This window comes from Nocardioides furvisabuli (assembly GCF_021083185.1).
Classification (GTDB): Bacteria; Actinomycetota; Actinomycetes; order Propionibacteriales; family Nocardioidaceae; genus Nocardioides; species Nocardioides furvisabuli.
In genome coordinates this window covers 22,737-36,936 of sequence record NZ_JAIGQB010000001.1, presented here as the reverse complement: position 1 = coordinate 36,936, position 14,200 = coordinate 22,737, and the positions used below count along the sequence as shown (strand labels likewise).

General features: G+C 64.9%; 11 protein-coding genes. 2 read left to right on the top strand and 9 right to left on the bottom strand.

The annotated features are described in order from the left end of the window. Positions 1 to 146 precede the first annotated feature (146 nt). The gene (locus K4G59_RS00155) at positions 147 to 1,538 is read left to right on the top strand and encodes an NAD(P)/FAD-dependent oxidoreductase (RefSeq protein ID WP_231248472.1); all 1,392 of its coding nucleotides are present in this window, start codon (positions 147 to 149) and stop codon (positions 1,536 to 1,538) included. A 504-nt stretch (positions 1,539 to 2,042) separates the two neighbouring features. Here K4G59_RS00155 and K4G59_RS00150 read toward each other — a convergent pair. Further along, the gene (locus tag K4G59_RS00150; RefSeq protein WP_231248471.1) at positions 2,043 to 3,530 is read right to left on the bottom strand and encodes an NAD-dependent succinate-semialdehyde dehydrogenase; all 1,488 of its coding nucleotides are present in this window, start codon (positions 3,528 to 3,530) and stop codon (positions 2,043 to 2,045) included. Positions 3,531 to 3,753: 223 nt separating this feature from the next. After that, positions 3,754 to 5,121, bottom strand: a complete 1,368-nt coding sequence (gabT, locus tag K4G59_RS00145; protein WP_231248470.1) for a 4-aminobutyrate--2-oxoglutarate transaminase — start codon at positions 5,119 to 5,121, stop codon at positions 3,754 to 3,756. Positions 5,122 to 5,187: 66 nt separating this feature from the next. Here gabT and K4G59_RS00140 point away from each other — a divergent pair, with 66 nt between their 5' ends. After that, positions 5,188 to 6,069 carry a LysR family transcriptional regulator gene (locus K4G59_RS00140; protein ID WP_231248469.1) on the top strand — a complete coding sequence of 294 codons (882 nt, stop codon included), beginning with the start codon at positions 5,188 to 5,190 and terminating at the stop codon, positions 6,067 to 6,069. A 53-nt stretch (positions 6,070 to 6,122) separates the two neighbouring features. On the opposite strand, the gene K4G59_RS00135 is transcribed toward K4G59_RS00140, so the two are convergent. The 7 genes from K4G59_RS00135 to K4G59_RS00105 form a co-directional block, all read right to left on the bottom strand. Continuing rightward, positions 6,123 to 6,557: a GlcG/HbpS family heme-binding protein gene (locus tag K4G59_RS00135; RefSeq protein ID WP_231248468.1), complete on the bottom strand. Its 435-nt coding sequence runs from the start codon at positions 6,555 to 6,557 to the stop codon at positions 6,123 to 6,125. Positions 6,558 to 6,590: 33 nt separating this feature from the next. Continuing rightward, positions 6,591 to 8,756, bottom strand: a complete 2,166-nt coding sequence (locus tag K4G59_RS00130) for an oxidoreductase (protein ID WP_231248467.1) — start codon at positions 8,754 to 8,756, stop codon at positions 6,591 to 6,593. A 149-nt stretch (positions 8,757 to 8,905) separates the two neighbouring features. Beyond that, on the bottom strand, positions 8,906 to 10,213 hold the full coding sequence (locus K4G59_RS00125) for an NAD(P)H-binding protein (protein ID WP_231248466.1): 1,308 nt from the start codon (positions 10,211 to 10,213) through the stop codon (positions 8,906 to 8,908). Positions 10,214 to 10,688: 475 nt separating this feature from the next. Then, positions 10,689 to 12,152: a glycoside hydrolase family 1 protein gene (locus tag K4G59_RS00120; RefSeq protein WP_231249247.1), complete on the bottom strand. Its 1,464-nt coding sequence runs from the start codon at positions 12,150 to 12,152 to the stop codon at positions 10,689 to 10,691. Further along, entirely contained in the window at positions 12,142 to 12,510 is a 369-nt protein-coding gene (locus K4G59_RS00115; RefSeq protein WP_231248465.1) for a PTS lactose/cellobiose transporter subunit IIA, read from the bottom strand. The genes K4G59_RS00120 and K4G59_RS00115 overlap by 11 nt, the downstream gene beginning before the upstream one ends. Positions 12,511 to 12,536: 26 nt before the next feature. Beyond that, positions 12,537 to 13,829, bottom strand: a complete 1,293-nt coding sequence (locus K4G59_RS00110) for a PTS sugar transporter subunit IIC (protein WP_231248464.1) — start codon at positions 13,827 to 13,829, stop codon at positions 12,537 to 12,539. Next, the gene (locus tag K4G59_RS00105) at positions 13,826 to 14,152 is read right to left on the bottom strand and encodes a PTS sugar transporter subunit IIB (protein ID WP_231248463.1); all 327 of its coding nucleotides are present in this window, start codon (positions 14,150 to 14,152) and stop codon (positions 13,826 to 13,828) included. The genes K4G59_RS00110 and K4G59_RS00105 overlap by 4 nt, the downstream gene beginning before the upstream one ends. Between the last annotated feature and the right edge of the window lie 48 nt (positions 14,153 to 14,200).

The following is a 14,200-nucleotide window of genomic DNA, read 5'->3' as shown; positions in this document are numbered from 1 at the left end:
CGTGCGTCCAGCAGAGGGTGCGGAGTTTGGTCGACGGTCCAATGGCGTCGACGTGCTAGCCACAACGAGACTGATGCACGTTCGATTGGCGATGCGAGTTGCCCTTCGAGCTCCTCACTCCCACCGAGCGGAAGAAAAGTAGCCCGATGACGCCCACGCACAGCCCGGACCCTGCTGCGATCAGCTTCTGGCATCAAGACGCCAACTTGGGCAGAACCCCTGGCAGCGAACTGCCCGGTGACACGAACGTTGATGTCGCCATCGTCGGTGCTGGCTACACAGGGCTGTGGACGGCCTACTACCTGATCAAGGCCGACCCCACGCTGCGGATTGGCATCCTCGAAAAGGAATTTGTCGGGTTCGGGGCGTCGGGTCGCAACGGCGGTTGGTGCTCCGCGATCTTCCCCGCCAGTCTCAGGAAGGTTGAGTCCAGCAGCAGCCGCCTCGACGCGACACAGATGCAGCGAGCGATGTTCTCGACCGTGCGCGAAATCGGCGCGGTCGTAGCCGCAGAAGCAATCGACTGTGACTTCGAGCAAGCCGGCTACATCTCGACCGCGCGCAACGCCGCGCAGTGGGCTCGTGCACAACGCGAGGTGCAGGTTTGGCGAGATTGGGGGTTCGCTGCCGACGACATGCAACTACTGACCCGCGAAGAGGCCAGCCGTCGAGTGGCAGCCTCGGATCTACTTGGAGCCACCTATACCCCGCATTGCGCTGTTCTCCATCCCGCCAAACTCGCAGGCGGGCTGGCCCGCGTGGTCCGCGACCTCGGCGTCAAGATCTACGAGGACACGGCGGTACTGGAGATCGGCGATCGGCGTCTGACGACGTCGCGGGGTTCAGTGCGTGCTGATGTCATCGTCAGAGCCACCGAGGGCTACACCGCCGACCTGCCGGGCGCCAAGCGCGACCTGGTGCCGATGTACTCGCTCATGGTCGCGACCGCACCATTGAGCGACGAACAGTGGAATGAGATCGGGCTTCACCGACGCGAGACCTTTAGCGACAAGCGCCACTTGCGAATCTATGGTCAGCGCACGGCCGACGGGCGGCTCGCATTCGGCGGACGTGGGGCTCCCTACCACTTCGGCTCTCGTATCAAACCCGAGTACGACAACGACGAAGGCGTTCACGCGAAGCTGCGCAGCATCCTGACCGAGATCTTCCCGGTCATCGACGGCGTCGAATTCACCCATGCGTGGGGCGGCAATCTGGGCATTCCTCGCGACTGGTACCCATCGGTGGGCTACGACCGACGGACAGGACTGGCTCACGCAGGCGGTTACGTCGGAGACGGCGTCGCAACAGCGCACCTCGCCGGACGAACCCTTGCTGCCGAGATCGGCGACCGCGAGGACAGCGTCCGCGCACTTCCATGGGCCGGTCGGCAGTCACGCAAGTGGGAGCCGGAGCCGTTTCGCTGGCTGGGCGTCAACGCAGGCACCATGGCGTTCTCGATCGCGGACCAGACCGAGGCCGCTTCCGGCAAGCCGTCGCGCCTCGCGTCCTCGTTCTGGAGCCTGCTGGGTCACTGACTGACCGCGCTGGACCCACTCTGGCGAAGAGCACGCCGGGTCGGTAATCAGCGGAGCCGCTCATTCCTCAAGCGCCAAGCCAAGCGCCGAGTGCGAGCCCGAGCCGCTTGATTCGTCGCGATCATGGCTCGAAGTGAGTTGTCCGGAACACGTGGCGATGCGTGGAAGCGACAACCGCCCCATCGATGGCATACGAGCCATAGGACGGCTGCGCGTGGAGAAGGACCGCCACGGTCATCAGTCCAACGGAAGGCGTGCGAGCTGCCAGGGTCTGCGGTCCTGCCCAACGGATTCCGTCAGGCGGGCGGGCAACAATTACGCGCTCGGGATGTGAGGTCCTGGACCCAGAGCCCGAACACCTATCTCGCGCAGCTTGTCTGCGAGTTCGCAGCGGGACATGTCGCCGCCAACCAGATTCGGGGCGCAGGAAACTGTGCACAGGAGTGCCGCCCCCTACTTGGCTCCCGGCTGCGTCTGGCAACCTCGGGCCGCAATCACCGCAGGTTACGTCGACACCGCCCGTTCAACCGGGCTCCAGTCGATGCTGAGGTACTGAGTCTCTTGATACTCCGCGAGGCCTTCGCGAGCACCTTCGCGTCCGAGTCCGCTCTGCTTGAGTCCTCCGAAGGGAGCGGAAGGGTCGGAAACGAGGCCGCGGTTCAGCGCGACCATTCCAGCGTCCACACGCTCGCCGATCTGCATTGCCCACTTGAGGTCTCGCGAATAGATGTACGCGGCCAGACCCATTTCGGGTCCGTTGACCATGTCGAGGAGTTCGGACTCGTCGTTCCAGGTCACTACGGGCGCGACGGGCGCGAAGATTTCGTTCTGGACTGCGGCCGCGTCAGGAGCGACGTCGCCCAGGACGGTGGGTGCGTAGAAGTAGCCGCTCAGGTTGTCCGGGATCTCGGCTACTGCCGCGATACGAGCACCGCGGCTGAGGGCATCGTCGACGAGACCCTGAACGTTCTCCACCGCTCGGGAGCTGATTAAGGGTCCAATCTCTGAACGGGCGTCAGTGCCGGGACCGACGCGGAGCGCTCGAACACGGGCCGCGAGCATCGCGGTAAAATCGAAAGCCCGCGAGTCGTGGACGTAGATTCGGTTGGCTGCGGTGCACGCCTGTCCCCCGCCGCGGAACTTCGCGATCATCGCCCCGTCGACGGCCGCCTCGAGGTCGGCGTCTGCCGCAACGACGAACGGCGCGTTGCCACCGAGTTCCATCGAAGCGTTGACGATTCGTTCCGAGGCCTGACGGAGCAGGTGCCGACCGACGCCGGTGGATCCAGTGAAGGACACCTTCCGCACCTGCGGCGACTCCATCCACGTCGTCACCACCTCAGCCGGGTCAGTGGTGGGCACGACGTTCACAACACCGTCGGGGAGTCCCGCGGCTTCGAGCGCGCGAGCCACCGCCAGCGCCGTCAGGGGCGTCTCGGCAGCGGGCTTGAGAACGACCGTGCAGCCCGCCGCGAGCGCTGGCGCGAGCTTGCGCGTTGCCATGGCTGCCGGAAAGTTCCACGGCGTGATGAGCGCCGCGACGCCAACGGGACGATGAGTGACGACAGTGCGCACCCCGCCGGCCGGCGCCTCGCCGTACTGCCCCCCGGTTCGGACGGCCTCCTCGGCGAACCAGCGGAAGAACTCGGCCGCATAGCCGACCTCGGCGCGAGCGTCAGCTTCGGACTTCCCGTTCTCGGCACAGATGAGCGCGACGAACTCGTCGGCGTCGCGCCGCATCGCCTCGAACGTGCGGTACAAGATCTCCGAGCGACTCCGCGGACTTGTGTCGCGCCAGCCAGCGGCAGCTGCCACGGCAGCCGAGACGGCCGCGAGCGCTTGTGTCTTGTCGCCGTCTGCGACTCGGGCCAGGATCGTCTTGTCTGCGGGATTGTCGACGTCGAACGAACGACTTCCCCTTCTCCACTGCCCGCCGATCAAGATCCCTGCCTCGGGGTCCAGTCGGGTCAAGATGGGGTCAAGCTTGCTCACGGGCAGGGGCCTCTCTGGTGGTGTGCTTGGGGCGGTTGCGACGGGGACGCCTGTGGTCGATTCGCGGAGGATGAGTCGATGACTGTCGGTAGAGGGGCTGACGCGATGACGGGTCAGCTGTTGTCCCGGCCAAGGTGCGTGCGTGAGGCGACGAGCTGCGTGAGGGCCCGAGCCGATGGGTCGCCACCGACGACGATCCGGGCACGAGTGACGCTGATGCCTCTCACCGCGCCACTCCTGCGAATGCCTCGTCGAGGACGTCGAATGCTTCGTGCAGTTCGGCGTCACTGATGACGAGCGGCGGGAGGAAACGCAGAACATTGCCGTAGGTCCCGCAGGTCAGGACGATGACGCCCTGCTGGTGCGCATAGGTGGCGATCTGCTTGGCCAGGCCGGGGTCGGGTTCGGTGGTGCCGGCAAGGACGAGCTCGGCGGCGACCATCGCCCCGCGACCGCGAACGTCGCCGATCCGGTCGTCGCGGGCACGCAGCTTCTCGAGCCGGCCCTTGATGAGGTGTTCGACCTGGACAGCCCGATCGATCAGGTCGTCCTCGAGGATGGTGTCGATGACGGCGAGCGCGGCGGCGCATGCGAGCGGGTTGCCGCCGTAGGTGCCGCCGAGTCCTCCGGCGTGCACGGCGTTCATCATCTCGGTGCGCCCGGTGACGGCGGACAGGGGCAACCCGCCGGCGATGCCCTTGGCGCTCACGATGAGATCGGGTACCACGCCGTCGTGCTCCGAGGCGAACATCTTGCCGGTGCGCGCGAAGCCACTCTGGACCTCGTCTGCGACGAAGACGACTCCCTCGCGGCGACACCAGTCCGCGAGCCCGGCAAGGAACCCACGAGCGGGGACGATGAATCCCCCTTCGCCCTGGATGGGCTCGATGACGAGAGCCGCGAGGTTGTCTGCGCCGACTTGCTTCTCAATGACGTCGATCGCGCGCCGCGCCGCTTCCGGTCCGTCCAGACCGGAGTCCCGGAAGGGGTACGACAGGGGGGCGCGGTACACCTCGGGCGCGAAGGGTCCGAAGCCGTGCTTGTAGGGCATCGACTTGGCGGTCATCGCCATCGTCAGGTTCGTACGCCCGTGATAGGCGTGGTCGAACACCACGACGGCCTGCCGACCGGTGTGCGCGCGAGCGATCTTCACCGCATTCTCGACTGCCTCAGCGCCTGAGTTGAAGAGGACGGTCCGCTTGTCGTGGGCACCCGGGGTGAGCTGGTTGAGTCGCTCCGCGACCTCAACGTAAGGCTCGTAGGGGGTGACCATGAAACAGGTGTGCGTGAACTCCTCGACCTGACGACGAACGGCGTCAATGACGCGGGGAGCACTTGAGCCCACGGTCGTGACGGCGATGCCGGAGCCCAGGTCGATCAACACATTGCCGTCGACGTCCTCAACGGTTCCACCGTTTGCGCGAACGGCGTAGACCGGCATGGTCGTCCCAACGCCGTCTGCAACGGCGCCTGCCTTGCGCTGGGCAAGCTCGATCGAGCGGGGACCAGGTAGTTCGGTAAGGAGGCGGCGAGCAGTCATTGCGTCAGGTGCGTAGGTGGTCACCCACTCAGCGTGCGCTACCATGCTCATGTCGTCCAATGCTGTTTCGGCTACAGTGGTATGCGCTTGGCACATATGCATGAGACGCTTGCGGCCATGGAATTGCGCTTGTTGGAGACATTCCGAGCCGTCGCCCGTCTCGGCACCATCTCGGCCGCGGCAGGTGAACTGCTGGTATCGCAGCCTGCGTTGTCGCGCCAGATTCAGCAGCTTGAGCGCGACCTGGGGCTCGTGCTCTTCACGCGTACCGGCCGTAGGTTGGAACTCACCGCCGCAGGGCGTCAGTTCCTCACGGCCGCCGACTCCGTGGCCTCTGCCGTGGACGGTGCGGCGTCGATTGCCTCCTCCCTAGCCGCCGGCCAACTGACTCGCGTCCGCATGGCGGCACCCACCACCACGCTGTCGGACGTACTGGCCCCATTCCTGGCCGAACTGTCTCCTGACGATCCACTCATCACTGTCGAAGAATGCAACTACCCGCAGGCCCTTGCCGCGATCGGGACGCGCGTCGACATGGCGATACTGACTGCACCACCGCCGCGGGAGCTCGCTGGCAGGCTCGTCGCGGAACTTCCGGTGTGGGCCTACGTCTCTTCTGATCACCGGTTCGCAGCCAGCCACGAGGTGGACCTTGAGGATCTTGCGAGGGAACGTTTGATCGTGCTCGACCGGTCCGCTCGGCCTCGTCTTCTGCTCGACGACGCCATGGTTGCTGCTTGCCTCGCCCACCATGAACCCATCGAGTGCGCACACCCGCGAGTCGCACAGGCGCTTGCAGCGGCTCGTCGCGGAGTCGCTGTGGTGTCGGACGATCCGAGATTCGATCTCGTACCCGTGGCCATCCGAACGCCCGCCGGTCGACTCAGCATCAACCTGCACGCCGCCTGGGACCGTGAGCATCACGCGGCGGCTGAGCTACACATCCTCGCCGACCGTCTCCGGTCGTTCTGCGCTGGTCGCTACGGCGGCATCGACTAAAACGTGGCGCGCTCAACCTCGCTTGATAGCCGACTCGGAGACGGTCGGTCGCGCTATGCCCATGCGCCTCGGGGCGCGAGGCCCGCTGCAGTAATGGCTTCCATCGCCACCAATTCGTCATTGTCGGACGTGTCCCCGGACACGCCCACCGCCCCGACGAGCCGTCCGCTGGCATCGTCGACCAGAACGCCGCCCGGTACGGGAATCACGCGTCCGTCGAGAGCTGCTGTGGCCGAAGCCACGAACTGTGGCTGGCGTTCGCCTCGCTCCATGATCGCGCGGGAGTTCATGCCGAGCGCCAATGCGCCGTAGGCCTTGCCTCGCGCGATCTCAAATCGACCGATCGGCGAGGCGTCCGACCTTTCCGCTACGACGACGTGCCCCCCACTGTCGAGCACGACGATCGTGAGCGGCCGCAATTGCAGTCGGTGTGCCGCAGCGTGGACGGACCGCGCAATCCGTCGTCCCGTGTCCAACGACAAGGTCATCTCAGTCCTTCCTGTTCTGTCGTCGAGATTGCGTCATCGGAGCGACGTACGGGACACCGGTGTCAACGGCAGCACGTGCCGCAGGATCCCGTCGTAGTCCTCTTCTCGCCACCCCAGGATGCGCTGCTCCCGAATGAATGGAAGCGGCGTGGCCGGGTCAGGGGTGTCGATCTCACGGCCCAGGCGGTGGCCGTCGAAGACTGCCTCGGCGATGACACGCGGCTCAACGCAATCACCGATGCGTAGTACCTGGTTGATTTCTGCGGAGCGGAGTCGATCCGGCGCAGCAGTCAACTGCTCGTAGAGATCGTTGCGGGACCGACGCTGCGTGACCAGTACGACGGCGTCGACAGACCAACTGATCTCCTTGGCCGAGTGGTAGACGTTGTGCCCCGTAACCGTCCCCGGCTCGATGCCGTCGAGCGTGTGACTCGTCACGAGCTCTACGCCGAGGTCGAGCAACGCGTGCATCACGTGCCCTCCTTCGTCGGTGTGGAACAGGTAGGACCCGACCTGGTCGGCGGGCGTGACGAGGGTGACCTTCTTGCCTTCGATTGCGAGCTTCTGCGCCAGGCTCGACCCCATGAAGTAGCCGTCGCAGTCGTAGACCAGAACCCGGTCGGCGTCGACTGCGCGCTTCTCGAGCATGACGTCCTCTGGCGTGAACACCATGGTCGGGTACGCGTCCGCGCCAGCGACGGGAACGTGGGTCAGAGGGCTCGTCCCCGTACGATCCCAGCTCGCGCCTGTTGCGACGATGACCGTCGAGGCCCCGTAGTCCAGGACGTCTTCGAGGTCGAAGTGCTTGCCGGTGAGGACGGTAACATTCGACATCTTGGCCAACTGAGCTTCGCGGTATTCCACCACTCGTCGCCACGTACGCAATCCGGGCAGCTGCGACACCCAGTTGACGTGACCGCCGATCTCCGCGTCGGCCTCCGCGAGGTGGACTGCTTCGAAACCGCGCTCGCCCAGTACACGTGCGCATTCCATGCCGGCGGGTCCGGCGCCGATGATGAGGATGGGCTCTTCGGCGCGGTCGGAGGTATTGAACCTCTCGGGATGCCAGCCGCGACGGTACTCCTCACCGACGGTGGCGTTCTGGGTGCAGACGATGCGACCGCCGCCATTGTTGAACCGCGAGACGCACATGTTGCAACCGATACATTCGCGGATGTCTTCGGCTCGACCCTCTTGGATCTTGATGGGGATGAACGGGTCAGAAATTGCTGGGCGAGCGGCACCGATGATGTCGATGACCCCGTCACCTACCGCCCGGGCCATCAGTTCGGGGTCTGTGAACCGTCCGACGGCAGCGATGGGCTTTTTGGCGTAGGGCCGGACTTGCTCGATGTAGCCGCGCTGCCAGAACGGTTCGAAGAACCGTGACGAGCTGACGTCGTCCTCGAGGTGACCGACCTGCATGTCCCAGAGATCGACGATGTCATCGAGCAGTTCGACGACACCCACCCCGTCGTCGCTGACCTTGAATGCTCTGTCCGAAGTGTCGTTGAAGGAGTCCAAGCAGAACCCGGCCACGATGGCGCAGTCGTCACCCACCGCTTCGCGTACCTGCTCCAGCGTTTCCCGCCAGAATCGCGTCCGGTTCTCGAGAGACCCGCCGTACTCGTCGGTGCGGTGGTTCCAGTAGCGCCACAGGAACTGCAGCGGGAGGGAGAACCCTTCACGTGCGGCGACCTGGATCAGGTCGAATCCGACGTTTCGGGCGCGAATTGCTGCAGCGACGTAGGACTGTTGGATGCGACGGATGTCGGACTTGTCCATGGCGTAGCACGAGTGGCCCGACATCGCGCTGGCAACCTGGGACGGTCCGCCGGCGGGAAGGCGCGTGACGTATCCGGTGTGGTCGGCGCCCATGTATACGAGCTGGACGCCGGCGAGGGCATCGAACTCGTGAACGCGCTCGACCATGAGGCGCAGGTTGGCTTCGTCGCGTTCATCGAGAAGTCGTGCTTGGACCCACGGAGAGTCGTCGCTCTCGGGGTCGACCGCGCAGTACTCGGTGTTGACGGCGGCCCATCCGCCTTCTGCCCGCATCCCTCGCAGGTATGCCTGCGCACCCGGATACTCCACCCCGAGACCGGAACAGTGGGGCGCGACGTAGAACCGGTTGCGGAAGGTCTTCGGTCCCACGCGGATCGGTTCGAACAGCGGCGCGTGGCGAGGGTCCATCGTCATCTCGCCAACGTAGATTCAGCGGCTCACAGCTACTTCCACCCAAGACGGCTAAGTTGAGGTCTGGGATGTCGGTCATCCGACAATCGCTGTCACGTCACGCAGGAGGGGTCGCCCCGTTTCTCCCAGACGACTCCTCGCGATGCAGATCGTCACGCTGTGACGTGCTGGACAGCGTTGGCGAATACCGTCGGGTCGAAGTACGCGTGCTCGGAGGTCACCTTGCCGTCCACAACGGTGTCGACGAGTGTGGCGTACCAATGGACCGGTACTCCGTCGGTCGGCGCGCCGGGACCGACATACACGGCGCGACATGACAGCTCGCCGACCACGTGCGAATCGGTGGAGACCACTGTCACGAGTTCGGCGTCTACGTGTCCGTGGGCGAACAGGGCGTTGTAGTCGGTGACATGTCGCCGGAAAGCGGGTTTGCCCACAACGGGTGCGTCGTGGAAGGGCATGTCGGTGTAAATCATGTCGTCGGCGAAGCAGTCGAGCAGTGCGTCGAAGTCACTCCTGGCCCAAGCAGCGACCAGACGCCTGAAGAGGGCCTCGTTCTTTGCAGCGAGGTTCTGCTCGGCACTCTCGGAGGTGTCTGTGGGTGCCGAGGGCTGAAGCTGTGCTTCGTTCTCGGCCAAGAAGGACTCGAGGGTGCGAGGGGCGTGCCCGGTGATGCTCTCGACGTGGCCCGTGACGGTAGAGGTGTGTCCATCGATGATGCTGACAGCGATCCGGGTCAGGTACGCGATGGTGTCCTCGTCATACCCGTCTTGGCGCATACGACTCTCAGCGTCGGCGACCGTCTCTTCGACGCCCAGCACGGGAGTCCCCTTTGCGGCACTGATGTGGTCAGCAAGCTCGCTCAGCGTGAGCGCTTGCGGGCCCGTCAGGTCGAGCGCCTGCTGACTGTAGCCGCCAGAGATGAGCAATTCGACAGCTACCTGGGCGATGTCTCGGGCGTCGATCCAGGCAGTAGCAGACCCGCCGGTGGTCATGACCATGATGCCGTCGTCGCGGATCATGGGCCCGAAGAAGTCATCATCGATGATGTCTTGCATGAACCAGCTCGGGCGGAGAATGGTCCAGTCGAGACTCGTGGCCTCCACCGCTAGTTCTGCACGACGCTCCGCTACGTCGTCGGTGCGGGTCTGAGTCGCGCATTCGGAGAGCAAGACGAGTCGGCGTACGCCGGCGTCCTGCATTCGACTCACGAACTGCGACACGACATCGACGACATCCTCAGACTCAGGCTTCACCAAGTACACGGCGTCTACGCCGTTAAGAGCCGACCCCCAGGTCGAGTCATCGTGCCATTCGAATCTGGTAGGGACGCCGTGTCCGCCGTCGAACTCATCTGGATTGCGGGATGCCGCCTTTACCGACACACCACGCGAGACGAGCCCGGACACCACGTGTCGTCCCGTCTTGCCTCGCGCGCCAATTACCAGTACCTGGCTCATATTGGGCCCTCTCGTCGTGTCTGCGAGCTCAAGCGCGACACGGTTCGTGCGATCGGTGAATCAGTCGTCGTGCTGGTCTGGGTCCGGCACGGGGGGACCCGGCGGGCCCGGCGGCTTGGCCGGCGGCTCAAGCTGCTCGTCCTCGCCCGCGGTATTCGAGTTGTCGATCTCCGACATCGTTCCTCCTCAGGTTGAGGAACCGACAGTGCCCTGACAACGGCGTGGGGCTTTTGCCCAAATCCGCAGAAGCGGGGTGCGGCGATTGACGCAGTACCGACAGTGAGCAGCAGCACGACAGCCCCGGCGTCCCCCGGTCAGTGGCCAGGCTTCTCGACCAGGCGATCGCGCTGGGGCATGGCAGCGACGAACTTCCGGCCCTCGATCGAGCCGTGGCCGGGCGTCCTCGCGTCAACTAGGAATCTCCGGCACGCCGGCTCGACATCAGTCGACGGTCCCGGCAAGACCGAGCTCAGGTTCAGTCGAGCGCCCGACCGCGGCTCGTCACAACCTTCTTGAACCAGTCGAAGCTGTCTTTGCGGATTCGGCGTTCGCTGCCCGCCCCGACGTTGTCCAAGTCGACGTAGACGAACCCGTACCTCTTCGACCGCTGGTTGCTCGACGCGCTGACGACGTCGATGCCCGACCAGGCGAGGTATCCCATCACCGTGCAGCCATCGTCGATCGCCTGGCGGACGGCGCTGATGTGCTCGCGGTGGTAGTCGATCCGGTAGGAGTCGTGGACTTCACCCGCGGATGTCAGGACGTCGTTGGCCCCGAGCCCGTTCTCTGCGATCAGTATCGGTACGCCGGGATAGCGGTCGGCGTACTTGTTCAGCGCCGTTCGCAGGCCAAGCGGATCGATCTGCCATCCCCAGGGTGAGGAAGCGAGGTGCGGATTGGGCAGGTCGCCGTTGATGGACCAGCCAATCCGGTCGAGCGAGGTCGGCCCCTCGCCCACGACCCGGGTCACGTAGTAGCTGATCGCGAGATAGTCCACCGGGTGCTCGGCGATCAGTTCAAGGTCTCCTTCGCGGATGTCCAGGCTGTTGCCATGCTCGCGCAGGTATCGGGTCGCCACCGGAGGGTAGGCGCCGCGGACCAGGACGTCGCTCGGGAACAGAGTGGCCTGCTCTTCTTGGACCTGCGCCAGGACGTCTGCCGGCCGGGTCGAGGCGGCGTACGCCGTCATGTCCAGCACCATCGAGCCCGCGAGCGCGTCCGGGTTCGCTCGGTGGACCATCGCGACGACCGCCGCGTTGGCCACGAACTGGTGGTGCAACGCCTGCATTTTCACCGCAGGCATCTCCGCGTCCGGCACATCGAGGAGGCCGAGGGCGAGGAAGGGGTCCAGCAGCCCGGTGTTGAGCTGGTTGAACACCATCCAGACATCCACGAGCGGCGACCAGCGAGCGACGGCCGTCTGGGCGAAGCGCAGGAAGTGGTCCATTACCTCCCGGCTGCGCCAACCACCGAGTTCAGTCACGAGGTGCAACGGCATCTCGTAGTGCGTGAGTGTCACGACAGGGCGCATGCCGTGGTGCCGGACGGTCGCAAAGAGATCGTCGTAGAACTTCAGAGCAGTGGGGTTCGGCTCGCTCTCGTCACCACGGGGATAGAGGCGACTCCATGCTATCGACGTACGAAAGGCAGTGATGCCCATCTGGCCGAGCAGCTCGAGGTCGTCACGATAGGTCTCGTAGAACCCGATACCGTCCCGCTTGGGATATACCCCCGAGACGTCGGCGAGCGCGCGTTCCACGTCGTCCCTCGACCCAATTGTCTCGATCGAGCGAGGGTCCAGGTCCGGGTCGAAGCGCATGACGTCCGCTTGCGATGGACCCTTCCCGCCCTCCTGCCACGCACCCTCCGCCTGGTTGGCCGCGATGGCCACGCCCCAGAGAAAGTCCTTCGGGAAGGCGCTCCGCGCCTCAGACTTCATCGTCACGCACCAGCGCCTCGATCGCATCGATCCGCGTGACCAGCACCTGGATGACGCCCAGAAGATTGTTCGCTGTGACCCACTCGCTATTGACGGTCATCAAGGTGTCCTGAGCATGGTTGAACAGCAGGCTAGCGTCGTGCCGCGTGCCGCGCGCTTCGTCCTGGATCAGCTGCGTCTGTGCCTTGTGAGCCAGTGTGATGTCGGCCTTCGCCTTAGCTAGCACCTCGCGGGTCTTGGAGAAATCTTGGTCCGCGATCGCCTCGTAGGCGGCTCGGAGCCAGACCCGGGCGTCACCAGCATGCAGGATCATCTGCATCGCCGTCTGCTGCAGGGCCTCGTGCTTGTCGTCGTCCATGAAGTGGATTCCTCGTCGTGGGTCGGTCACAGGGACTCTGCTGCAGGGACTGATCCGTCGACACGGGTCAGACCAGCCGCGGCGGCTTCAGCTCGCTCCTCGTCGAGCACCTGGAGGTCGTAGACGCGCAGGAACGGCAGCCACACGGCGGTGGAAAGGGCGAAGATGACGGCGAACAGGAGCAGGCCAGCGACGCCAGGGGACACGATCCACGTGGAGATGGGGAACGGGGTGTACCAGAGTTGGTAGACCTTGCTCGGAATGTCTGCCAGGCCCCAGGACAAGGCGCCGTAGACCAGCGCCGGGGGGAGAATGCTGTTGATCCAGAACGGCACCATCAGGATCGGGTTGAACGCGATCGGGGCGCCGAAGACCACGGGCTCGTTGATGTTGAAGACCGAAGGTACCAGCGAGACGCGACCGATGGCCTTGAGGCGCTGGGACCGCGCCATGAAGGCCATCATGATGACCAACGGCAGGGTCGCCCCGACGCCACCAATGGCAACCCACCCCGAGTACAGCACCTCATAGGTGTTGAAGTTGGTGGGGTCCTGCCCCGACGCCACGAGCTCCACGTTCTCCTGAATGCCCTGCAGCTGCAGCGGGTAGATCAGCGGGAACATAATCCACGCGCTCATGCCGAAGGAGTAGAGGAACGCACCGATGAAGTAGATCAGCACGAAGCCCCAGAAGCTCTGAGCGATCGCGGTGAGCGGCTCGAACGCGGTGACCAGTCCGGCGAACACGTCGCCGCCGAAGACGTCCACCGTGAGCCACGCGCCCACAAGGCAGGCCATGATCGGCAGGATTGAGTCGAACCACACGATGATGAAGTCGGGCATCGTGGTCGACTTCTTGAACAGGGAGAGCCGCGCGGATAGGACCATCACGGCGGACACCGCGAGCCCCGCGATCAGGCCGGCGAAGATGCCGGTGGCACCGAAGCGCTCGAAGAGGAAGATGATCTCACCGGCCTCGCTGAACGTCGGCGACAGCAGATAGAGGAAGACCGCCGCACCGGTGGCGCTGGCGACGAGGCGACGGTCCCGGTGCCCCCTGCGCTCCATCATGTAGAAGGGCACCAAGAAGGCGATGAACAGCCCGATGAGTCCGAACGAGAACCGGTTGATGCCCGAGAAGTCCGGCCACCAGTCGGCGTACTCGTTGAGGATCGAGATCAGCGTGATCAGGGAGCCGATGAGGATCAGCGGCATCACCGCCATGATCGAGTCCTGGATCGAGCGCACCCAGTCGTTGCGGGTGAGCCGGTTGACCTTCGGCGCGAAGCTGTCGTTCATGTAGTTCACGAGGCGGTTCACGACTGGACCCCTTCCGTGGTGACGAGACCCTGCGCCAGCTTGTACGCGGCGGCGCCGTCGAGGCGGCCGTAGACCTGTTGGGGGACGAGGGCCACCTGGATCCCGTGCGGCTCGACGAGCGAGCGGATGCTGTCGAACATGAACGCGAGGTGCGGGCCGACCAGCACGACATCGACCTTGCCCACGTATTCCTCGACCTCGGTCTCGCTGCGCGCCTCGACCGTCAGGTCAACACCGTCCTTCTTGGCGGCCTTGCGCATTCCCTGCGCGAGGAAGCCGCTGGAAGCGCCCCCGCCGCAGACGATGAGGATCCTCAGCGACATGCTCACTCCTAGACATAGGTGGTGACCCTCGGAGGGCCAGCCTGCTGT

Excerpts from the sequence above, each read along its gene's own strand:
- K4G59_RS00155 (WP_231248472.1), top strand. The coding sequence starts at position 147 with ATGACGCCCACGCACAGCCCGGACCCTGCTGCGATCAGCTTCTGGCAT.
- gabT (WP_231248470.1), bottom strand. The coding sequence starts at position 5,121 with ATGAGCATGGTAGCGCACGCTGAGTGGGTGACCACCTACGCACCTGAC.
- K4G59_RS00140 (WP_231248469.1), top strand. The coding sequence starts at position 5,188 with ATGGAATTGCGCTTGTTGGAGACATTCCGAGCCGTCGCCCGTCTCGGC.
- K4G59_RS00135 (WP_231248468.1), bottom strand. The coding sequence starts at position 6,557 with ATGACCTTGTCGTTGGACACGGGACGACGGATTGCGCGGTCCGTCCAC.
- K4G59_RS00130 (WP_231248467.1), bottom strand. The coding sequence starts at position 8,756 with ATGACGATGGACCCTCGCCACGCGCCGCTGTTCGAACCGATCCGCGTG.
- K4G59_RS00125 (WP_231248466.1), bottom strand. The coding sequence starts at position 10,213 with ATGAGCCAGGTACTGGTAATTGGCGCGCGAGGCAAGACGGGACGACAC.
- K4G59_RS00120 (WP_231249247.1), bottom strand. The coding sequence starts at position 12,152 with ATGAAGTCTGAGGCGCGGAGCGCCTTCCCGAAGGACTTTCTCTGGGGC.
- K4G59_RS00115 (WP_231248465.1), bottom strand. The coding sequence starts at position 12,510 with ATGGACGACGACAAGCACGAGGCCCTGCAGCAGACGGCGATGCAGATG.
- K4G59_RS00105 (WP_231248463.1), bottom strand. The coding sequence starts at position 14,152 with ATGTCGCTGAGGATCCTCATCGTCTGCGGCGGGGGCGCTTCCAGCGGC.